Annotated in this window: 18 protein-coding genes; 15 read left to right on the top strand and 3 right to left on the bottom strand. The window is 58.7% G+C overall.

Translation table 11 applies throughout. The features are described from left to right. Positions 1 to 50 precede the first annotated feature (50 nt). Positions 51 to 941 (bottom strand): phosphoserine phosphatase SerB, encoded by an 891-nt coding sequence (gene serB, locus AAID99_RS09525; protein ID WP_188425744.1) that lies wholly within the window; start codon positions 939 to 941, stop codon positions 51 to 53. Between the two features lie 23 nt (positions 942 to 964). On the opposite strand from serB, the gene miaA reads away from it, so the two are divergent. The 5 genes from miaA to AAID99_RS09500 all read left to right on the top strand — a co-directional run bounded on the left by miaA (position 965) and on the right by AAID99_RS09500 (position 6,677). Next, on the top strand, positions 965 to 1,966 hold the full coding sequence (miaA, locus tag AAID99_RS09520) for a tRNA (adenosine(37)-N6)-dimethylallyltransferase MiaA (protein WP_371869836.1): 1,002 nt from the start codon (positions 965 to 967) through the stop codon (positions 1,964 to 1,966). A gap of 32 nt (positions 1,967 to 1,998) precedes the next feature. Next, positions 1,999 to 3,795: a biosynthetic-type acetolactate synthase large subunit gene (gene ilvB, locus AAID99_RS09515; protein WP_188425746.1), complete on the top strand. Its 1,797-nt coding sequence runs from the start codon at positions 1,999 to 2,001 to the stop codon at positions 3,793 to 3,795. After that, a complete protein-coding gene (gene ilvN, locus AAID99_RS09510) occupies positions 3,795 to 4,322 on the top strand; it encodes an acetolactate synthase small subunit (protein WP_127101603.1) in 528 nt (175 codons plus the stop codon). Before ilvB ends, ilvN begins: the two co-directional genes overlap by 1 nt. Continuing rightward, positions 4,322 to 5,341: a ketol-acid reductoisomerase gene (gene ilvC / locus AAID99_RS09505; RefSeq protein ID WP_188425747.1), complete on the top strand. Its 1,020-nt coding sequence runs from the start codon at positions 4,322 to 4,324 to the stop codon at positions 5,339 to 5,341. The genes ilvN and ilvC overlap by 1 nt, the downstream gene beginning before the upstream one ends. A gap of 136 nt (positions 5,342 to 5,477) precedes the next feature. Beyond that, entirely contained in the window at positions 5,478 to 6,677 is a 1,200-nt protein-coding gene (locus AAID99_RS09500) for a cation:proton antiporter (protein WP_229719630.1), read from the top strand. A 276-nt stretch (positions 6,678 to 6,953) separates the two neighbouring features. On the opposite strand, the gene AAID99_RS09495 is transcribed toward AAID99_RS09500, so the two are convergent. Further along, positions 6,954 to 7,325: a hypothetical protein gene (locus AAID99_RS09495; protein ID WP_498493721.1), complete on the bottom strand. Its 372-nt coding sequence runs from the start codon at positions 7,323 to 7,325 to the stop codon at positions 6,954 to 6,956. A gap of 232 nt (positions 7,326 to 7,557) precedes the next feature. On the opposite strand from AAID99_RS09495, the gene AAID99_RS09490 reads away from it, so the two are divergent. The 10 genes from AAID99_RS09490 to AAID99_RS09445 all read left to right on the top strand — a co-directional run bounded on the left by AAID99_RS09490 (position 7,558) and on the right by AAID99_RS09445 (position 19,492). Continuing rightward, the gene (locus AAID99_RS09490) at positions 7,558 to 8,016 is read left to right on the top strand and encodes a hypothetical protein (protein ID WP_498493720.1); all 459 of its coding nucleotides are present in this window, start codon (positions 7,558 to 7,560) and stop codon (positions 8,014 to 8,016) included. Between the two features lie 789 nt (positions 8,017 to 8,805). After that, complete coding sequence (locus AAID99_RS09485) at positions 8,806 to 10,902, top strand: hypothetical protein (RefSeq protein ID WP_229719632.1); 2,097 nt, start codon at positions 8,806 to 8,808, stop codon at positions 10,900 to 10,902. Continuing rightward, on the top strand, positions 10,899 to 11,606 hold the full coding sequence (locus AAID99_RS09480; protein WP_498493719.1) for a histidine phosphatase family protein: 708 nt from the start codon (positions 10,899 to 10,901) through the stop codon (positions 11,604 to 11,606). Before AAID99_RS09485 ends, AAID99_RS09480 begins: the two co-directional genes overlap by 4 nt. 167 nt (positions 11,607 to 11,773) lie before the next feature. Continuing rightward, positions 11,774 to 12,754, top strand: a complete 981-nt coding sequence (locus AAID99_RS09475; RefSeq protein WP_498493718.1) for a polysaccharide deacetylase family protein — start codon at positions 11,774 to 11,776, stop codon at positions 12,752 to 12,754. 238 nt (positions 12,755 to 12,992) lie between these two features. Beyond that, a complete protein-coding gene (locus AAID99_RS09470) occupies positions 12,993 to 14,021 on the top strand; it encodes a LacI family DNA-binding transcriptional regulator (RefSeq protein WP_188425754.1) in 1,029 nt (342 codons plus the stop codon). Continuing rightward, the gene (locus AAID99_RS09465; protein ID WP_188425755.1) at positions 14,018 to 14,899 is read left to right on the top strand and encodes a sugar phosphate isomerase/epimerase family protein; all 882 of its coding nucleotides are present in this window, start codon (positions 14,018 to 14,020) and stop codon (positions 14,897 to 14,899) included. The genes AAID99_RS09470 and AAID99_RS09465 overlap by 4 nt, the downstream gene beginning before the upstream one ends. 83 nt (positions 14,900 to 14,982) lie before the next feature. Beyond that, positions 14,983 to 15,999, top strand: a complete 1,017-nt coding sequence (locus AAID99_RS09460; protein WP_229719634.1) for a substrate-binding domain-containing protein — start codon at positions 14,983 to 14,985, stop codon at positions 15,997 to 15,999. Then, positions 15,996 to 17,483, top strand: a complete 1,488-nt coding sequence (locus tag AAID99_RS09455; protein WP_188425756.1) for a sugar ABC transporter ATP-binding protein — start codon at positions 15,996 to 15,998, stop codon at positions 17,481 to 17,483. Before AAID99_RS09460 ends, AAID99_RS09455 begins: the two co-directional genes overlap by 4 nt. Continuing rightward, positions 17,476 to 18,480 carry an ABC transporter permease gene (locus AAID99_RS09450; protein ID WP_188425757.1) on the top strand — a complete coding sequence of 335 codons (1,005 nt, stop codon included), beginning with the start codon at positions 17,476 to 17,478 and terminating at the stop codon, positions 18,478 to 18,480. The genes AAID99_RS09455 and AAID99_RS09450 overlap by 8 nt, the downstream gene beginning before the upstream one ends. Further along, positions 18,473 to 19,492, top strand: a complete 1,020-nt coding sequence (locus tag AAID99_RS09445; protein WP_229719635.1) for an ABC transporter permease — start codon at positions 18,473 to 18,475, stop codon at positions 19,490 to 19,492. The genes AAID99_RS09450 and AAID99_RS09445 overlap by 8 nt, the downstream gene beginning before the upstream one ends. A 64-nt stretch (positions 19,493 to 19,556) precedes the next feature. On the opposite strand, the gene AAID99_RS09440 is transcribed toward AAID99_RS09445, so the two are convergent. Beyond that, positions 19,557 to 20,969 carry an amidohydrolase gene (locus tag AAID99_RS09440; protein WP_188425758.1) on the bottom strand — a complete coding sequence of 471 codons (1,413 nt, stop codon included), beginning with the start codon at positions 20,967 to 20,969 and terminating at the stop codon, positions 19,557 to 19,559. Positions 20,970 to 20,980: the final 11 nt, after the last annotated feature.

The following is a 20,980-nucleotide window of genomic DNA, read 5'->3' as shown; positions in this document are numbered from 1 at the left end:
TGAAAGGGGCGAGCCCCTTTCCGGGGAATGGGGCAGCACCCCATAAGCCTTCACTCCACGAAAACACTCGCGGGATAACCCTGTGCGAACAGATGGGCGCGCAGGGTCGAGTGATTGACCTGCATTTCGATCATCTGACGGACTTTCGGTTTCGCCTTGTAGGCGATGCCCAGACCGGCCACGGCGAGCATCGGCAGATCATTGGTGCCGTCTCCGGTGGTCAGGGCAGCAGAGGCCTTTACGCCACGCTCTTCGAGCAGACGCTGCAGGTGCTCTTCCTTGCTGTCGGGGCCCAGCACCGGGGCTGCGAGCTTGCCGGTGAAGACACCATTCTGAATGTCGAATTCGTTGCCGTAATGCTCGTCAAAGCCGCAGGCTTCAGCGACACGGCTCGTAAAGTAGGTAAAACCACCCGACACGAGCGCCGTGCGGGCATTATGGGCGCTCATGGTCTTCACCAGGGTCCGGGCACCGGGATTGAGTCGTGATTTCTGCCAGACTTCCTCCAGGCAGTCGGTCGATTTGCCTTCCAGAAGTGCGACACGTGTCCGCAGGGACTCCTCGAAATCCAGTTTCCCGTTCATGGTGTCGAGGGTGAGCTGGGCGACAGCATCACCTACTCCCAGCAGGGCTGCGACCTCATCGAGGCTTTCACCGTCGAGAATGGTGCTGTCCATATCGGCGACGAGCACAGCCTTGCGACGGCCGCGTGTCTTGACCAGCAGCGCATCGACCTTATGCCGCGCAAGCGTTGCGCGTATGGTGGCAATGGTTGGCGCGCCGGGAGCTGGCGTGGGGCACGGAATTTCGACGGCTTCGCCCGCCGAAAGCACGACGGGGTTCTTGCCCTTGACCATGTTCCGGGCGATGTCGATGGCATCTTTGGACAGGGTGCCCTGTGCAGGGTCGGCAACGAGAACGAGAACGTAAGGTAAGGTCATCTTGGCCCATCAGAGAAGAACGCTTGGGACAGTTAGACAAAATGGCTGACGCCCCGATCGCCCTTATTGTGGCGGGACCGACCTGTTCGGGCAAGTCGGCACTGGCGCTTGCGCTGGCCGAACGTGTCGGGGGCACGGTGATCAATGCCGATTCCATGCAGGTCTATGCCGATCTGCATGTGCTGACGGCACGCCCCGATGAGGCTGACGAAGCGCGCGTGCCGCATCGGCTTTACGGGGTCCTCGATGCCGCGCAGCCGGGCAGTGTTGCCTGGTGGCGCGAGACGGCGCTGAATGACATGCAGACGGCATGGGCACAGGGGCGGATGCCCATCCTGTGCGGTGGGACGGGCATGTATATGCGCGCACTGCTCGACGGTCTGGTGGAGGTTCCCGAACCGGGCGACGAGGCGCGTGAGGCGGCGCGTGCGCTCGTGGCCGAACAGGGGAGCGAGGCGGCACACGCAATCCTGATGCGCGACGATCCGCAAACGGCGCAGGGTCTGCGCCCGAGCGATGGCCAGCGTGTTGGAAGGGCGCTCGAAGTGCTGCGTGGCACAGGGCAGGGGCTTGCGTACTGGCGCAGTCAGCCAGGCCTGCCGCCAGCACCGTGCCGCTTTGTCTCTGTCAGGCTGGATCCACCGCGTGACATGCTGCGCGAGGCAATTGGCAAGCGGTTCTCGCACATGATCGATTCCGGAGCCCTCGATGAGGTCAAACGCCTTGTCGCACGGGGGCTTTCGCCCGCTTTGCCCGCCATGCGCGCCCATGGCGTTCCGGAATTGAGCGCCGCTCTTGCGGGAACGCTCACTCTGGACGAGGCTATCCGCCGCGCTGTCATCGTGACGGGGCAATATACGAGACGTCAGGCAACCTGGTTCAATCACCATGCGCTGGGCGCAGAGCAGGATTGCATGATTTCGTTGCAAAGATATGACGAGAGTACGCAATTTTCGAAAAGGGAATTCGAAAAAATAGCAACTTTCATTCAATCGGCCATTGACGAATCCTCACACCCGTCATAAACCCGCCCGCTCAATGAAAGGGGTGCGCTCACATGAACGCGTCAACACAGCAGACCGGAAAAACTTCGACAGCGCCGCTCAATGGTGCCGAGGTGCTCCTGCGCGTGCTTGTGGAGCAGGGCGTCGAGGTCATTTTCGGCTATCCCGGCGGCGCGGTGCTGCCCATCTATGATGCGCTGTTCAAGCAGGATCATATCCGCCATGTTCTGGTGCGCCATGAGCAGGCCGCCGTTCATGCGGCAGAGGCCTATGCGCGCTCGACCGGCAAGGTGGGCGTGGTGCTGGTCACCAGTGGCCCCGGTGCCACCAATGCCGTGACCGGTCTGGTCGATGCGCTGATGGATTCCATCCCGCTCATCTGCCTGTGCGGTCAGGTGCCAACGGCGCTGATCGGCAATGACGCGTTTCAGGAAGCCGATACGACCGGCATCACGCGTCCTGCCACCAAGCATAATTATCTGGTGCGTCGCGGTCAGGATCTGGCGCCGATCGTTCGTGAGGCCTTCGAGGTGGCCGCAGGTGGTCGCCCCGGCCCCGTTCTGATCGATCTGCCCAAGGACATCTCGGTCGGCAACGCGCCTCTGCCCGCGCCGGGCGAAGGGCGTCTGCATCGCCCGTATCGCCCCAATCTGGACGCCGATGGCGAGGCGATCCGCCAGACCATCGCCGCCATGAAGCGCGCCAAGCGTCCGCTTTTCTATACGGGTGGCGGCGTGATCAATGCCGGGCCCAAGGCTGCGGAAGGCCTGCGCGAGCTGGCACGCCGTACCAATTTCCCGGTGACTTCCACCCTGATGGGTCTGGGCGCTTTCCCGACCACCGACCGCCAGTTTCTGGGCATGCTGGGCATGCATGGCAGCTACGAGGCCAATCTGGCCACGCATGGCTGCGACCTGCTGATCGCGCTCGGCTCGCGTTTTGATGATCGTGTGACCGGGCGTGTGGATGCGTTCTCGCCCAACTCGTTCAAGGTTCACGCCGATATCGACCCTTCGCAGATCAACAAGATCATCCGCGTCGATGTGCCGCTGGTTGGTGATGTCGGCCGCACGATCGAGGCGCTTCTTGCTGCCTGGGATGGCGATGGTCAGGATCTGAGCCCCTGGTGGGCGCAGATCGAGGGCTGGCGCGCACTGGATTCCTTCGGCTTTGTGCAGGATCAGGCTCCGAGCGCCATCATCCGCCCGCAATATGCCATTCGCCGTCTTTATGAAGCCACGCAGGCTCTGGGTCGCGATACATTCGTGAGCACGGAAGTCGGCCAGCATCAGATGTGGGCGGCGCAGCACTTCCAGTTCGACAAGCCCAATCGCTGGCTGACCTCTGGCGGCCTCGGCACCATGGGCTACGGTCTGCCTGCGGCGGTCGGCGCCCAGGTGGCGCATCCCGATGCGCTGGTGATCGATATTGCCGGCGAGGCGTCGACGCTCATGAATATTCAGGAGCTCGGCACGATGGCGCAGTATCGCCTGCCGGTGAAGCTGTTCATCCTGAACAACCGCTATATGGGCATGGTGCGTCAGTGGCAGGAATTGCTGCATGGCTCGCGCTACTCACAATCCTATAGCGAGGCGTTGCCTGATTTCATCCGTCTGGCAGAAGCGTTTCACGGCAAGGGGCTGCGCGCCACCTGCGTGGGCGAGCTGGATGGCGTGATCGATGAAATGCTGCGTCATGACGGCCCGGTGGTGGCGGATATCTGTGTGGCGCAGGACGAGAACTGCTTCCCGATGATTCCGTCGGGCGCCCCGCATAACGAGATGCTGCTTGGCCCCGATCAGGAGTCCAATGCAGCCCGGATTACACAAGAAGGCATGATGCTGGTCTGATGGCACAGGATATCCAGAGAGCCGTCATTGCGGTTCTGATCGAAAACGAGAGCGGTGCCTTGGCCCGCGTCGTCGGTCTGTTTTCAGGACGTGGCTATAACATCGAGAGCCTTACCGTCTCTGCCATCGATGCCTCGCGCAATCTGTCGCGGATCACCATCGTGACGTCTGGCACAGAGATGGTCATTGCCCAGATCAAGGCCCAGCTTGCGCGCCTTATTCCTGTGCATGGCGTGCGTGACCTGACGGAATGCGGCCCGCATGTGGCGCGCGAGCTGGCCCTGATCAAGGTGGTCAGCAAGGGCGAGATGCGTACCGAGGGTATGCGTATTGCCCAGGCGTTTCGTGCCCACGCTGTCGATACGACGGCAGGGTCTTTCGTTTTTGAACTGACGGGAAGTGCCGAGAAAATCGATGCTTTCGTCGAATTGATGCAACCGCTTGGTCTTGCGGAAGTGTCCCGGACCGGAATCGCCGCTATAGGCCGTGGTACCGAAGTCTTTCAATCCATCGAGGAGTCTTTCTGATGCGCGTCTATTACGATCGTGACTGTGATCTGGGCCTGATCAAGGGCAAGAAGGTTGCCATCATCGGTTACGGCAGCCAGGGCCATGCCCATGCCAACAACCTGAAGGACAGCGGCGTGACCGATATGGTCATCGGCCTGCGTCCTGAGTCGTCGGCTGTTGCCAAGGCAGAAGGCGCTGGCTTCAAGGTCATGAACCCCGCTGACGCCGCTGCATGGGCCGATGTCGTGATGGTTCTGACGCCTGACGAAGGCCAGGGCGCGCTCTACAAGGACTCGCTGGAAAAGAACCTGAAGCAGGGTGCAGCGCTCGTTTTTGCTCATGGCCTGTCGATCCATTTCCGCATCATCGAAGCCCGCCCTGACCTGGACGTGTTCCTTGTTGCGCCGAAGGGCCCCGGCCACACCGTGCGTTCTGAATACCAGAAGGGTGGTGGCGTGCCGTCGCTCGTGGCGGTTGCCCAGAACGCAACGGGTCAGGCGCTTGAAATCGCCCTGTCCTACGCTTCGGCAAATGGTGGCGGCCGCGCTGGCATCATCGAGACCAGCTTCAAGGAAGAAGTCGAAACCGATCTGTTCGGCGAGCAGGCCGTGCTTTGCGGCGGTCTGGTCGAACTGATCCGCGCCGGTTTCGAGACGCTGGTCGAGGGTGGCTATGCTCCCGAAATGGCCTATTTCGAGTGCCTGCACGAAATGAAGCTGATCGTGGATCTGATCTACGAAGGCGGCATTGCGAACATGAACTACTCGATCTCGAACACGGCCGAATATGGTGAATATGTTACAGGCCCGCGCATCGTGACGGCAGAAACCAAGGCCGAGATGAAGCGCGTTCTGACCGATATTCAGGATGGCACCTTCGTGCGCAACTTCATTCTGGAAAACCAGTCGGGCGGCGTCGGCTTCAAGGCCATCCGCGCGCGCAACGACGTGCACCAGATCGAAAAGACCGGCGAAAAGCTGCGCGGCATGATGCCCTGGATTGCCAAGGGCAAGCTGGTCGACAAGGCCAAGAACTGATCTTTTGTCCCTTTCGGGATCGGAAATGAAAAGGCGGGGGCTTTGGTCCCCGCTTTTTTTATGCCTGGCGATGACGGAGTTTCTTCTAGAAGATCCGGCAGGCTGCCAGTGCCAATACGAGTGCAAGGATAAACCAGTGCCAAGAACACCCACCGAGATCTTTCTGATTGCGATGCTGGTGATCTATGCCTTGCCCTATCTCGTCTGGCGCCTGCTGCGTACCGATTTCTGGGCCCCTCTCGTGGTGGTGCAGATTATTGGCGGTATTCTGCTCGGCCCCGGCGTGCTGGGGGCGTTCTGCCCCGATTACTACAAGACCGTTTTCACGCCTGGCACGATCACGGCCCTGAACGGCATTGCCTGGTGGGCGGTCATGATGTTCGTCTGGGTTGCGGGTATCGAACTGGATATCCGCGAAGCATGGCGTCGTCGCGGCGAAACCGGGCTGACGGCAGGGCTTGCTCTGGCCGTCCCTCTTGTAACGGGCAGTCTGGCAGCGCTGGTGATGCTTCGTTATCCGGGGTGGAGGGGGGCGGCAGGGGCAAGCTGGCAGGTCGTTCTTGGTATCGGTATTGCCTGTGCCGTGACGGCTTTGCCGATCCTCGTCCTGTTTCTTGAGAAACTCTCCATTCTGCGGACGCCGTTCGGGCAGCGTATCCTGCGTTATGCCTCTCTGGACGATGTGGCCATCTGGGGCGTTCTGGCAGTCATTCTGCTCGACTGGGAGCGTATGGGGCGCCAGCTGGGCTTTCTGGTCCTTTTCGGTCTGGCCACCCTGGCGTTTCGCGTGCTCATGGCCCGCGTTGCAGAGCAGGATCGCTGGTATCTCGGCCTTGTCTGGCTTGCAGGCTGCGGTTTTGCGGCTGACTGGGCCGGGCTCCATTTCATGGTGGGTGCCTTCCTCTCGGGCGCGGTGCTCGATGCTGCCTGGTTCAGACAGGAAGACATGGACCGTTTCCGCCATTTCGTACTTTTGACAATCATGCCGGTTTTCTTCTTGTCAACCGGTCTGCGCACCGAGTGGACCATAGGCGGAGGAGCCGTCTTTGCCGCCGCCGCTTTGCTGTTATGCGCCTCGGTGGGCGGCAAGCTGATAGGTGTGCAGATTGCGGGCAGAGTTCTCGGCTGGCCCAAAGGCGACGCGGCCACGCTTGGCTGGCTGCTTCAGACAAAAGCCCTTATCATGATCATCTTCGCCAACGTGCTTCTCGATCGGCATATCATCACGAACAGTACCTTCACGGCACTGCTCCTCATGGCGCTCGGCAGCACAATGCTGACTATCCCCATGGTCTCTTCGCGTCTCTCTGCCTATGTGCGCGGTGACAGGGTGTAAGTCCGTGCGTACTTCATACGGGAGTTAATCGCGTAGGGGGCGGCTTCGGGTGGGGTATTCGAAGATCTCTCCCTGAACTGGCAGGTTGTGCGCAATAGCGACGTGAAACTTCGAAATCGACTGGCTCTTCATCCTGTCGTTAGTCAATGCACTATTGTCCCATATACGTTCATCAAATGGGCTGTTCACGCGTCGGTTCGCCTGAGGCAAGCATGTCAGGACAGGGGTAAGAACCCAGCTCGTACAATTCAGAGCCATTGCACAACTAGACAGTGGTCAGATGAATGGAGTCCAGTCCTGCTGCTGAGATTTTTCGATCTCGGTTAGCCAGTCGGATCTATATCGCTCCATAAGCGGAATATAGCCGCCAACTGCGGGTGCTCTGGTCTCTTCGGTGACGATCAGGCCGCTGATCGCAGGAAAATGTTGTTCAAATACCCATTCGGCCATGTTGGCCAGACCATTCAATTCGAGACTTCTTCCCCATGTTTCTGACCGTCTTGGGAGTCTGAGCTGCTCATGAACTTGCTTGTATCCGATGCAGTTTTTAACGATGTCTGCACGTCTGTCCACAATAGCACCTGGGAGGATCTCTTTGACGAGAAATCTCAGAAGCGCTCTTCCCTCGTGACTGAGTTCTGTTTTCATGGCGGTACCCTTCTTACGTGGAAATTGAAAATTAAGCGAGCATGTTTCTTATAATACACTCAAGGCATAGAAATATTTATTTGGAATTGGCGAAATTATGACTAATTTCGCGACAGGCGTGACTGAAGAAACTATATGGTTCAAAGCCGTAATAAGCACAAAAATTTTACTATAAAATTAATATCCTATTCTTTTGGTGCGGCAATTATGAATTATACTCGACTGATATGTCATGGTTCTTGGTGCTGCGGAAGTTACTCGGATGTTCGATATAAGATTTGGAAGAAGGGCGATTTCGTATGACGAAGATGGCTATTTCGGATCCCTCTACATAGAAGAAAAAAGGGAAGGTTTCTTCTCCAATCTGAGCTTTTTCAGTAAAGAAAAATACGAAGAATCGTGGAGAAATTCGGCGAAAAGACTTTCGGAAACAGGGAAGTCTTATTTTCTGACCAATGTTTATCGACCGAGAAATGCCAATTTTATCAACTCATGGCCATGTCAGATATTGGAAAATAGAGTCTTCATACAGGAGAAACTTCTATTCAGGTGGCAGCATAGCATGAAACGAGCGATAAATTTCGATCTAGTGCTTGATGATATGGACTTCGTGAATGAAGATGGCGAAAGAATATCCACTTGGTCGACGAGCATAAACTCTGTTGAACAGTTTCTCGCACGACAAGCCTGATCAAGGATTCCCGGATCACGTCCGCCACTTCCACCCGGTATAAAAAGTGACTGGGACGTCGGTAATCAGTAAGTAAAAGAGTAAGCCGTAGATGACACTCATGGTCGCCGGTATCTGATGAATCCGTTTCAGGCATGCTGGCGTCGTTCAGTCACAGCGTAGCTGTTCCGTTAGCCTGAGGGTGATTATTTTTTCGAACTGGGGTGAAACCCGCTGGGCGAGAGCTTGCGAAGCGTAAGTTAGCGAAAGGGTGAGGGCGGACAAAACGCGAAGAGCGGATATCTTCCGGGCAGCGCGGGACATGTCTTCATTCTTTTTATCAGGGAAGATGCAAAAGACGAGAGTACACGTCCTTGTCGCATCGCATCGCCCGTGATTACGCGCGTCGGGGGCAGGAACGTCGTCAACCCCATCGGAGTGAGACCCTCATGCATGATCGCGCCAATATGCCTCTTCACGCTCGGGTTTGGCTTGGCTTGTCAATCGGCGTGTTGATCTCGATGTCGTGGCAGGGTCGTCCTGTTTAAGGTCAAAGTTGTGGCATAATCACCTGGAGAATGGGGCGTGGTCGTGCCGATGATGAGCGTGGAGCGTTGCCCCGCGCGCTACAATGACAGTCAGGCGCATGGCTGATGGGCGTCTGAATTAAGTTAATAATTGTGACTCTTGGGAGATTTCGAGGCCCGAAATCCTCGCAATTCACTGATGACTGGCTGTTGCGCATGCATGGTTCATAGCGTGCCCCTCATTTGGGAATCATCGTGGTCTGGGCTATAAAGCGGCCTCTTCATGACAGGATGGCGCCGCGTGCTTGCAGAAAAAGTGACGGATAGTTTGTTGGCAGCGCTCGACCGCCCTGACCTGCAAAGTCTTTCAGACCGTATCGTCTTCGATCTTTCGCCGCGCCTTCATCTGCCCTTCACGGTCTCTGCCGACACCATCGTTCTTGGCGCGATTGCTTTCGAGCGCCCTGATATGGCGCCAACCCTGCTGCGTTACGCGCTTGAATGGGGCTTCCTTCTTCAGGGTCTGCCCACGCATGATCGCCCCCTGGCGGCTATCGTCGCGGCGCGCGTGGCGGCGCTTTTCCATCAGCTCGATTGCGATACCCCGACATTGCCTGCCGGGCTGGAATGGCTGCATGATTTTGCAGCTGATCAGCCGCCTTCGGCGTCGCGTGTGACGGCGCTCTGGCCCAAGCTGACGCAGTTCTGTCCCGAGGCTTCCGTGTCGGTGGTCGAGCCCGCCCTGCTTCTGGCGCGGCTCAAGCCGCTTTGGTCGTGTCTGGCGCCGGCGGAATATCTGATGGCAGATGGCGGCGATGAAAGGCTGAGCATCGACCCGGAGACCGGTCTCAATCGCTATGGCTGTTCGCATCGCCCGCGCCCCTGGGCGGTTACGTTCTCATCTTCTACGGCGTCATCCCTCTCCGAGCGTGGCTATCTGGGGGCCGAGCGTGCCCGACGGGCTTTCCTGCTGGATGCGCTGCACGGTACCCCGGCACCGCGCGCGCGTGAGGTTTCCTGCCTTACGGTGAAAGACGGTCTGGCCGCGCTCTATGGTCTCGACTCACGGGATAATGTCGTTCTCGCTGCCTCAGGCACTGATTGCGAACTGGCGGTTCTGGCTGTCGGTCTGATGCGGGCCAGGGGGGCGGCGATTACCAATGTGCTGATCGCGCCCGATGAAACCGGCAGTGGCGTACCGCTTGCCGCGCAAGGGCGGCATTTCGCGGCGGAGACGGCGCTCGGTAACAGCGCTGACAAGGCCCGTCTTCTCGACGGTTTTCCCGAACAGACACGCCTGCTTGGTATCGCCATACGCAATCCTGATGGGTCGCCAAGAGAGACGAAGGCGCTCAATGACGAGGTGCGCGCCTGCGTCATGCGCGAGGTGGCCGAGGGGCGCCATGTCATTCTGCATCAGCTCGATATGTCCAAGACCGGGCTGGTCGGGCCGTGCCACGATTTGCTGGCGGAGCTGGCCGGTCTTTACCCCGATGAACTGACTTTCGTTGTCGATGCCTGTCAGGCGCGTCTCGCCCCCGAGCGCGTCGGCATGATGGTACGCAGCGGCATGATGGTCATGACGACCGGGTCGAAATTTCTGACAGGGCCGCCTTTCTGCGGTGCCGTGCTTCTGCCGCAGAGCCAGGTCGAGGCGCTGGCTGGCTTCTCTCTGCCCGAGGGGCTTTCGGCGTATTTCAATCGTTGCGACTGGCCGGCAACGCGCACGCCCGATCGTCTGGCCCGTGATGGCAATCTGGGCCTCTCCCTGCGCTGGCAGGCGGCGCTTGCCGAGAGTGAGGCATTCGGTGCTGTGCCACGAACACGCATCATCGAGACATTGAGACGTTTCGAGTTAACGGCACGCGATGTAATCGCGCGCCATGCGGCTCTGACCCTTTTGCCTGTGCCCTCTCTTGAGCGCGCGCGTATCGACGGTCAGGAAGTCTGGGATGTCGTGCCGACCGTCTTCTCCTTTCTCGTCAACGATCCGCAAGATGCGGAAAAGCCTTTGTCGCTCGAGCGCGCCCGCGCCCTGCATCGCTGGCTCAATGCCGATCTGTCGCCCTGGATTGCTGGTGAGAAGCTGGCGGAACTGCTCTGTCATCTGGGTCAGCCTGTGCCGGTGCCGCACCCCGCACTGGGCGGCGATAATGCCGGGGCGCTGCGTCTGTGTGCCGGGGCACGTCTGGTTTCAGGCGAGCCTTCTCATGCGGGTCTGACAGACCAGTCGCGCCTTGCTCGTGAATTTGCAGATATACGCCGCGCCTTTGCGAAAATATCGCTTATCCTTGCGCATTGGGATCGGCTTGAAGCCGCCGATCCGGTGCCACGTTATGCGCCTCATTCCCATTTCTCGCGAAAGTCTCTGGTATCATGACCCAGTCCCCAACGGCCTCTTCCTCTGAACCAAAGGCGCATGGTCATTTTCTGGATTCCATGCAGTTGCCTTCGGGCGTGACGCGCATCTGGCTGATCCGCCATGCCATTGTCGAGGCAACGGCACGGCTGCGCGTCTATGGTGCGCTCGACGTCGATCTCTGCTCCGAGCATCTGGCGTTGCAGGTGCCCTATTATACCGCTCTGGGTCAGAGATTACCTGCTGATGCGCAATGGGTTGTTTCGCCGCTCAAGCGTGCCCAGGACACGGCCAAGGCCATTTTCGCGGCGGGATATGGCACGCGCAACCTGACGATCGAGCCGCGCTTCACCGAGCAATCCATGGGTGAGTGGCATAATCTTCCCCATGAGGAACTCCCCCTGAAACTGCGTCAGACGGCTCATAATTTCTGGTCGCTTTCAGCCTCCGAGCAGCCTCCCGGTGGTGAGAGCATGCTTGATGTCTGTGCCCGCGTCGGCCACGCGCTGGATGAGCTGGCCGACCGAAGCGAGGGGCAGGACAGTGTGGTGGTAAGCCATGGCGGGGCCATTCGTGCGGCGATTTCGCATGCCCTGAATGTCCATCCTGACACTGCCCTGCGCTTCTCGATTCAGAACCTGTCTCTCTCCATTCTGGAGCGGATCAATGGTGTCTGGCGTGTCGTGACAGTCAACGAACTTCCCGCGAGCGTCAGCCAGTCCTGAGTTCATGACAGGAGGGCGCTCTGATCGCCCTCATGCTGCCGGGATTATGACTTCTGGCCCTATTTTTCTTTTTTGTGCCGCAACAATACCGGAATTCATTTTCGTAATGATCGGGGGCGGCAGTAAATCCATGGCGATTCATGGTCCTGCGCCCGGGAAGCGTGGCGATGAAAAAGAAAACAGCAACGGTGCATCGATACACCGAGGCACTGTTGCAACTAGGGGCATTGGGTCTTTTTTCCGTAACCGCCCAGGCAGCGCCGCTGCCTGAACATCAGGTGGCGGTAACCTTCGATGATCTGCCCTATGTCATGCCGGGCAAAACGTCCCGCAGTGATAATCAGAAAGACGCACTGGCTGCCAATCGCGCCATTCTTGCCGCCTTGCGTCATGACGCAGTACCGGTCACCGCCTTCGTGAACGAAGACAAGGTGCAGGCCCTTGGGTGGCTTGGCACCGAAATTCTTGCCCAGTGGAATCAGGGCGCTCTGGCACTGGCCAATCATGCGGCGCATCATGTCGACAGCAATGTGCTCACCCCGGCGCAATTCGAAAACGAGATAAAAGAGGGCGAGCGCAGTATCGGACCGCTCGCTCACAAGGCAGGACGGAAGCTCGAGTTTTTCCGTTTTCCGTTCAATCACGTTGGCGATACCGAACCGAAGCGGATTGCCCTGTCGGAGATTGTCAGGCGTCTTGGATACAGGCAGGCCGCCACAACGATCGACGTGGAGGATTACCTTTTCAACGATGCCTATGAATGCGCCCACTCAGCAGAAAACTCGGCGGATGAGGCGCGTATACGGCAAGCCTATATCGACTATGCGCGTATCGAAATTCCCTATTATCAGGCGCTGGATGAGAAGATCATGGGCCGTGATGTGCCGGCGGTCATGCTTTTTCACGATAACCGGCTGAATGCGGCGGTCCTCCCACAGATTCTCGACCTGTTCAGACAGCAGCATTATCGCTTCGTCACCCTGGCGCAGGCCCAGTCAGACCCCGCTTTCACGCAGGAGCCCAAGATCGCCACAAAATTCGGCCCCATGTGGGGATATCGCTGGGCGCAGGAGCGGCATATCCCGATCGATGGGCGTCTCGAGCAGGAGCCGCCGGAATGGGTACGCCTCTATTGTCACAAGCCATGAGACCTTACTGACAGCAGGGATTCCTCTTATCTGACAAAGAGGCATTTTTCCTTCCATGCTTCGGCGCTGATACGAAAAACGCAGAGATTCTGGCCTGGCAGAGGCCGTCGCAGCCGGATCGTCAGACGCGGGCATGGAAGAGAATGACGGTAAATGACAGAAACGTCATTTCCCTGATATGTGAAATTCATCTTACGTCTCTTTTCGGTTAAACGTTTAACCGATTGAGGGGCGTCTCATGTCACGCAAAGGTGCCAAGGTATCGATCCGCGATGTCGCAGAAGAGGCGCAGGTTTCTGTCGCGACCGTCTCCAATGTCGTGCGCAACCGTAAAAACGTGTCTGACGCTGTGCGTGCGCGTGTCGAAGAGGCCATCAACAGACTGAATTACCTGCCCGACAGGGCCGCCATGCAACTGCGCGAAGGGCGCAACCGCATTATCGGTGTGCTGGTACCAAGTCTGGATAATCCGTTTTTCACGGCCCTTATTGCCTGTCTGGAAGACCGCGCCCGCAAGGATGGCTACGATATTATCGTGGCCAGTGCGGGCGAGGACTCCGAGCTCGCGTCATCGCGACTCAAGGCGCTTTTGTCATGGCGTCCAGCGGGCATGATCGTTCTGCCCAATGACGATCTTTTCGCCGATGCGTCATTTCTCGACGCGGCTGGCGTGCCTTATGTGGTGATCGACCGGCTGCCGCATTCCTGCAATGCCGATACGATTGCGGTCGATAACGAGCAGGCCGCTACTGAGGCTGCGGCATATCTTGTCGGGCTAGGTCACAGGCGCCTTCTGGTGGTCGCCACCACGCTGTCGCTTGCCAATATCCGCGAACGCTGTGCCGGCATTACCGCGTTTTGTGTACAGGCCGGTCTGCCGGTGCCAACGGTTCTGGAAGTGGGGCACCATGCCGAAGAAGGGCCTGAGGTGCTGACCGAGATGCTGACAGGCAGTGAGGCCCCCACAGCCATTATCGCTCTTACAAATTCCATCACTCTGGGCGCGCTGCGTTGTCTGCACCAGAGCGGATGTGCCGTACCCGGCGACGTGTCGCTTGTCGGATACGACGATTATGCATGGATGCGTGCCACCCATCCCCCCATCACGGCCATTAGTCAGCCGGTTGATGCTCTGGGGGCTCAGGCCTGGTCGCGCCTCATGCATCGTATTGCGGGCGAAAGCACCGCCCCCATGCAGGTCAGATTGTCCTGCACGCTTGTGGTGCGCGGTTCGACCGCCCCCCCCAGAACAGGAGAATTCTCATGAACAAGCTTGGATTGCATGCTTTTGTCTGGACCGCTGGCTGGACACCTGAAGACGCCGCCATGGCCATACGTTCGACCGCCGAACTCGGCTACGACCTCATCGAGGCCTCTACGATGGACCTCAAGGGGTTCGATGTGCCGGCCACCTTGCGCGAACTCGAGCGCAACAAGCTCGGCATCACCATGTCGTTCGGTCTGACGTCAGAGATGGATATTTCTTCTGGCGATGCCGAGCGTACAAAGCGTGGTGAGGCGCATCTTCTCGATGCCATTTCGCTCGCGCGCGATGTCGGGGCTACCCATGTCTGCGGTATTCTTTATTCGGCTTTTCAGAAATACGCGACACCCGTGACTGCTGACGGCATTCTCGGTTCCATCGATGTAGTGCGTCGCGTCGCCGAAAAGGCGCAGGCGAGTGGCATCACGCTCGGGATGGAAGTGGTTAATCGCTATGAGTCCAATGTGCTCAATACGGCGCGTCAGGCGATCGCGTATGTAAGGAAAGTCGAGATGCCGAATGTGAAGCTGCATCTCGACTGCTATCACATGAATATTGAGGAAGCCGATTCAGCCGAGGCCATTCGCGAAGCTGGCGATCTGTTGGGTTATTTCCACACCGGCGATTCCCATCGTGGCTATCTGGGCTCCGGCTCTGTCGATTTCCCGAGCATTTTCCGTGCGCTGGAAAGCATTAATTACCAGGGGCCGATCACCTTCGAATCCTTCTCTTCTGCCGTGGTCGGGCAGCCGCTGGAAGGTATTCTGGGCATCTGGCGCAATCTCTGGGAAGACAGCCGTGATCTGGCAGCCCATGCCAAGGCCTTTACCGATGTGCAGATGAAATCGGCACGCGAGGCGCTCGGCCGCCAGCGCCGCTGACGTCTTCTTTTTCTTCCTGCCTCTCCCCCCGGTCGCGAGCGCGTCTGTGTGGCGCCTCGTGACGACCTGAAAAGGTTGAGACCATGATCGTATCCCGTCGCGGCTTCATGGGTGCCGCTGCCAGCCTTACCGCTCTTGCGCCTTTTGCATCAGCCCGGCTTTCGCCGGTCTTCGCCGGTGATGCCCCGAAGAAGATTGCCGTTGTCGCCAAGATTGGTGGCATTCCCTGGTTCAACGCCATGGAGCGCGGCATACAGAGTGCGGGCAAGGAGGCCGGATGCAATGCCTGGATGATTGGCCCGACACAGGCCGATGCCGCCCAGCAGGTCAGCGCGATCGAGGATCTGATCGCCCGCAAGGTCGATGTCATCGGCGTGGTGCCCAATGATGCCAGCTCACTGGTGCCTGTGCTGCAACGCGCCCGTGCTGCAGGCATCCATGTCATCAGCCATGAAAGCCCCGGCCAGCAAGGCGCGGAATGGGACCTCGAGTTCACCACCCCCGCTGCAGATGGCGAACGCCATATGGAGGCGCTGGCCAAAGCAACGGGTGGCAAGGGCGGTTACATTATCATCGTCGGTTCGCTGACCGTGCCGCAGCATAAAATGCGCGCCGACGCGGCAATTGCGCTGCAAAAGGCAAAATATCCCGACATGCATCTCATCGGCGATCGCTTTGGCTGCGGTGAAAGCGTGGATGACAGCTATCGCACCGTCATGGATCAGTTGCGCGCGCATCCTGACCTCACCGGGATTGTGGCCTTCGGGTCGCAGGGGCCGATCGGCGCTGCCCGCGCCGTCGATGCGCGTGGCAAGATCAGGACTGTTTCTGTAGTCGGCCCTTTCTCGCCCGGTCAGGGGGCAAAATATGTGCGCTCCGGGGCCATTCGCTGCGGCTATATCTGGAATCCGCTTCTTGCCGGTCAGACACTCGTGCGTCTGGGCGTCATGCTGGCCAATGACAAGCCGATCACCAATGGCATGGAGATGCAGGATATCGGCGCGCTGCAGGTCGATCCGGCACAGCGCAGCATTCTTGCGCCTAAGATGCAGATTATCGACAGATCGACCATCGACGAGCTGGTGGCGCTCGGGCTGTGACAGCGGCTGTCTTTCTGGAATTGCGGAATGTCTTCAAGACATTCGGCAATTTTCAGGCCCTGCGTGGCATCGACTGGGATGTGCGTGAGGGCGAAATTCATTGCCTGGTAGGCGAGAATGGATGCGGCAAATCGACGCTCATCAAGGCAGTTTCCGGCGTTCATGCGCCTGACGCAGGCGGCGAGATGCGCATTGCGGGGCAGGAAATCCTGTCATTCGACCCGATGCGGGCGCGGGCGCTGGGCATTCAGGTCGTATTTCAGGATCTGGCGCTTTTTCCCAATCTGAGTGTTGCCGAAAATATCGCGTTTGATGCCAATCTCGGGCGCGGATTCAGCCCGAAAGCGGCCATAAGGCGCAAGGCGCGCGAGACTCTCGATCGGCTCGGTCATGATCTGCCCCTCGATTTGCCCGTCGACTCATTGTCGATCGCTGAACGCCAGATTGTTGCCATTGCCCGCGGCCTCGCCGGATCGGCCCGCCTGATTTTCATGGATGAGCCAACTGCTTCGCTTACGCGTGCCGAGGTGCGTCGTCTGCTCGATCTGGTGCGCAAGCTTTCGGCTGCAGGGATTGCCGTCGTTTTCGTGTCGCACCGACTGGATGAGGTCTCGGCCATAGCCGAGCGGATTACGGTCATGCGTGACGGGCGTATGGTTGGCACCTATCCGGCTTATGCGCTTGACCAGCGGACATTGATTCACCTCATGACCGGCATCGAAATCGCCTCGCATCATGTCGCGCGCGATTGCACGTCGCGTGATGTGGTGCTGGAGACGCGCCATCTGAGTCGTCGTGGTGAATATGATGACGTGTCGCTTTGCCTGCATGAAGGCGAGGTTCTGGGGCTGACGGGTCTGCTCGGCGCGGGGCGCACCGAATTGGCACTTTCGCTTTTTGGCATGACAAAACCCGATTCCGGGGCGCTGATTGTCCATGGGCAGGAGCGTCGTTTCCGTAATAATCAGGACGCTCTGGCTGCAGGCCTCGCTTATGTCTCGGAAGACCGATTGAATCTGGGCATCAATGCAGAGCAATCCATCGTCGATAATCTGGATATTGCTGTCCTGCCCGGCCTCGCAAATCGCTTTGGGCTGATTTCGGATGCGTCACGCACGCAACTCGCCCGTGACTGGGTCGCACGTCTGAATATCAAGCTCAGCTCGGTCGAAGATGCCATCAATACGCTTTCGGGCGGCAATCAGCAGCGTGTCATTTTGGCGCGCTGGCTGGCGTCCCATCCGAAAATCCTGATTCTCGATAGTCCGACTGTTGGTGTCGATATCAAGAACAAGGAAGGCATTTATGCCCTGATACGCGAATTGAGCGATCAGGGCGTCGGTATTCTCGTGATTTCCGATGAGATGATCGAGCTTTTCGCGACCTGCGATCGCATTCTGCATATGCGCAATGGACGTATCGCTGGCGACTACAACCCGTCTCTCATAACCGAACAGGCCCTTGAGGAGCGGATCTATGCCTGACCTCTCATCCCTGCGAAACCGGCCTGAATTCTGGCTGGCCTGTGTCATCGCTATTTTCATCGTCGCACTTTCTCTGGCGACGCCTAATTTTCTCAGCATTTCCAATTTTGTCGATCTTACCGAGAGCTATGCCGTCCAGGCCATTATGGCCACCGGGCTCTTTGTTGTGCTGATCGCGGGCGGGATCGATATCTCTTTCGCAGCGACGGCATCGGTGGCGCAATATGTGGCAGCCCTTCTGGCCACGCGTTTCGGGCTGTCGCCGGTACTGGTCATTCCGGCAGGGTTGATTGTCGGCACGCTGCTCGGGTTCATCAATGCGACACTGGTCCATTATGCGCGGGTCAATTCGATCATTATCACCATCGCGACCATGAATGTGTATTTCGCCCTGCTGATGTACGCGACGGGCGGGCATTCCATTTATAATCTGCCCGAGTGGTGGAGCGATCGGATTACCTTTCTGCAGTTCGAGACGGCAGGGGGCGATCTGGTGCGCATCACCTTGCCCATTATTGTCATGATTGCCTCGCTCGGGCTGTGCTGGGTGCTGCTCAACCGATCGAAAACAGGCCGCCAGCTTTACGCCATGGGCGGCAATGCCGAAGCCGCGCGCCGTATCGGGCTGAATATCTCCCGATTGCAGTTTTTCGCCTATGGTTTTGCCGGGTTCATGGCCGCTCTGGCAGGGCTCGTTCAGGCCAATCGTGTGGGTGAGGCGGTGCCGAATGCCCTTTATGGCACCGAGCTTTCCGTGCTCTCCGCTGCCGTACTCGGGGGTGCCTCGCTCCTGGGCGGTGTTGGCACGATTGGCGGCATTACACTCGGCATCCTGATGCTGGCCATCATTCAGAACGGCCTCAATCTGCTCGATATCTCGCCCTATTGCTTCGAGATCATTACAGGGGCGATCATCCTCGCCTCGACCAGCCTCACGGCGCTGTCGGTGCGCAGTCGTACCCGTTCCCGCCTTGTCGAGGAGGCACCCAATGTCTGAAAATCTGACGGGACGGAACGTCTCCATGGACGATCTTCTGGGGCCATTGCGGCGGGTGTTTCCAGCGCGTGTTTCGGGTCAGGCTCTTGCCACACTTGCCCTGGCGGTTGGATTCAGCCTTGTCGTGCCAGGGTTTTTCAGCCTCGGCTCGATGCGGTCGATGATGTTCCAGCTGCCGCAGCTTGGTCTGCTGGCGCTGGCCATGGCCATCCCCATGATGTCCGGAGGGCTCAACCTCGCCATTATCGCCATAGCCAACGCCTGCGGTCTCGCCATGGTAACGGTACTGGCGCATCTGCCTCTGGCAGGGCATGGCGCAGGTTATGTCACGCTCTGTATTCTTCTGGCGCTCATGACGGGGATGGTGCTGGGTACGGCGCTCGGCGGGCTGACGGGCTGGCTGATCGTGCGCACCAGAGTCCACCCCATTCTGGTCACGCTGGGCGTCATGTCGATTGTTGAAGGTACGAGTATCTGGCTGACGCGAGGCGAGGTGATCTCCGGTCTGCCATCGCTCTATGGTCAGATCGGCAATGCGTCTCTGCTTCAGATACCGCTCGCCTTTCTGGTATTTCTGGTGGTGGCTGGCGTCATGCATGTCGTGTTGCAGCACACATCTTTCGGCATCTCGATCCGTATGATCGGCTCCAACGCGCTCGCCACGCGCTATTCGGCGGTCAATGTCGACCGGGTAACGATCAGGATCTACGCGCTCTCGGGTTTTCTCTGCTTCTGCGCTGCCTGCCTGATGCTGGCACGGTATAATTCCGCCAGTGCGGCCTATGCCAAATCCTATCTGCTGGTAACCGTTCTTGCTGCGGTGCTGGGTGGGGTCGATCCCAATGGCGGGTTCGGACGTGTAACCGGGCTGGTTCTGGCCATGGTCATGCTGCAGCTTATCGCAACAGGCTTCAATCTTCTGGGATTCAGTGACTACCTGACGCTCGCCATCTGGGGGCTCGTCCTGATCGGTGTCGCCTGTGCGCAGGCATTGCTGAAGAAAAGGCGCTGACACAGATTTCCCGAAGGAAAGGTTTTCGGGACGGGTGTGGGGCCAAAGCCCCACACCGGCTCATTCATTCACTGTCTGCGGCAGGCATGACGTCTTCCGGAATGAGCGTTACGTAGGGCTGCACGGCCAGACGCTCGGCATGGTCCTTTTTGGCGGCTTCCAGCAGATCAGGGTTCGTAAACAGGTCGAGCCCTGTCATGGCCATGACCTTGGCGACATGCACCATGCCCTTATGGGCGACGGAAGACTGGCCCTGAGCCGTCATCTGCCATGAATGCAGCTGCGTGCCGATGGCGCATGTCGCACCAAGGGCCTGCACGGTGGGAACGGTCCAGCTCACATCACCCACATCGGTAGAGCCCAGCGACGAGCGGTTGCCGCCTGCGGGAAGCACGAAATTGGCCAAGGGCTGGTCGAGGTCGGGCTTGGCGCCAGCGTGATGGAAGGCAGCAATGATATCGCTTTTCGGGAAGGTCGCCTGCATCTTGCGGGCGAAATCGCGATCGTCCTCGTCGAAAGGGGGAGGCCCCAGACGCTCGACATGGCCTTGCATGGCGGCTTCGAGAGGCGGGCAGGGCAGGATATTGGCCATGGCGCTTATCACGCGCTCCTGCACCGTCGTTTCTGTCATCAGCGCAGCGCCCTGAGCGATCTTGCGCACGCGCTCTGTCAAAGGCACGAGATCAGCCAGATCGAGCGTGCGCACGACATAGCGGATGGTTGTCTTGGCCTGAACGACATTGGGGGCTGCGCCACCAGCGTCGAGATAGGCGTAATGGATACGTGAGCTCGGCAGCATATGCTCTCGCAGGTAATTCACACCGACATTCATCAGCTCGGCAGCATCGAGTGCGGAGCGACCGAGAAAGGGCGCTGCTGCTGCGTGGGCGGCCTTGCCGGTGAAGGTGAAGTCGAGACGGATATTGGCCAGCGATGAGGGCGGAAACACGCCGGTGAAAAAGAGCGGATGCCAGGAAATGGCCGCATCGACATCATCGAATACGCCTTCACGCACCATGAAGGCCTTGCCTGCGCCACCCTCTTCGGCGGGGCAGCCATAATAGCGCACACGCCCGGGCAGATCATGCGCTGCCAGAAAGTTCTTCAGTGCGGTAGCTGCCAGAAGCGCTGCCGATCCCAGGAGATTATGCCCGCAGGCATGGCCATTGCCGTCACCGGGCAGGGGCGTATGCTCCGTTACCCCTGCCGCATTGGTCAGGTCAGGCAAGGCGTCATATTCGCCCAGAAAGGCAATGACCGGGCCGCCTTCTCCGGCTTCGCCCATGACCGCGGTCGGGATGCCTGCGACATTACGTGTAACGCGAAAGCCCTCTTCGCCCAGTTTTTCAGTATGCAGCGCGCAGGAGCGTATCTCTTCGAAGTTTGTCTCCGGCACTTCCCATACAGCATCGCTCAGCGCGATCAGGCTTTGCGCACGGTCATCGACAAAGGAGAGAATGGCATCGGTATTTTTCATCAGGAAAATCC

The organism is Asaia sp. Ae19-3 (assembly GCF_059801175.1).
Note: the sequence above shows the minus strand (reverse complement) of the source record. Positions and strands in the feature narration are given on the sequence as shown.

Excerpts from the sequence above, each read along its gene's own strand:
- serB (WP_188425744.1), bottom strand. The coding sequence starts at position 941 with ATGACCTTACCTTACGTTCTCGTTCTCGTTGCCGACCCTGCACAGGGC.
- ilvB (WP_188425746.1), top strand. The coding sequence starts at position 1,999 with ATGAACGCGTCAACACAGCAGACCGGAAAAACTTCGACAGCGCCGCTC.
- ilvN (WP_127101603.1), top strand. The coding sequence starts at position 3,795 with ATGGCACAGGATATCCAGAGAGCCGTCATTGCGGTTCTGATCGAAAAC.
- ilvC (WP_188425747.1), top strand. The coding sequence starts at position 4,322 with ATGCGCGTCTATTACGATCGTGACTGTGATCTGGGCCTGATCAAGGGC.
- AAID99_RS09495 (WP_498493721.1), bottom strand. The coding sequence starts at position 7,325 with ATGAAAACAGAACTCAGTCACGAGGGAAGAGCGCTTCTGAGATTTCTC.
- AAID99_RS09490 (WP_498493720.1), top strand. The coding sequence starts at position 7,558 with ATGGTTCTTGGTGCTGCGGAAGTTACTCGGATGTTCGATATAAGATTT.
- AAID99_RS09485 (WP_229719632.1), top strand. The coding sequence starts at position 8,806 with ATGACAGGATGGCGCCGCGTGCTTGCAGAAAAAGTGACGGATAGTTTG.
- AAID99_RS09480 (WP_498493719.1), top strand. The coding sequence starts at position 10,899 with ATGACCCAGTCCCCAACGGCCTCTTCCTCTGAACCAAAGGCGCATGGT.
- AAID99_RS09475 (WP_498493718.1), top strand. The coding sequence starts at position 11,774 with ATGAAAAAGAAAACAGCAACGGTGCATCGATACACCGAGGCACTGTTG.
- AAID99_RS09470 (WP_188425754.1), top strand. The coding sequence starts at position 12,993 with ATGTCACGCAAAGGTGCCAAGGTATCGATCCGCGATGTCGCAGAAGAG.
- AAID99_RS09465 (WP_188425755.1), top strand. The coding sequence starts at position 14,018 with ATGAACAAGCTTGGATTGCATGCTTTTGTCTGGACCGCTGGCTGGACA.
- AAID99_RS09460 (WP_229719634.1), top strand. The coding sequence starts at position 14,983 with ATGATCGTATCCCGTCGCGGCTTCATGGGTGCCGCTGCCAGCCTTACC.
- AAID99_RS09450 (WP_188425757.1), top strand. The coding sequence starts at position 17,476 with ATGCCTGACCTCTCATCCCTGCGAAACCGGCCTGAATTCTGGCTGGCC.
- AAID99_RS09445 (WP_229719635.1), top strand. The coding sequence starts at position 18,473 with ATGTCTGAAAATCTGACGGGACGGAACGTCTCCATGGACGATCTTCTG.
- AAID99_RS09440 (WP_188425758.1), bottom strand. The coding sequence starts at position 20,969 with ATGAAAAATACCGATGCCATTCTCTCCTTTGTCGATGACCGTGCGCAA.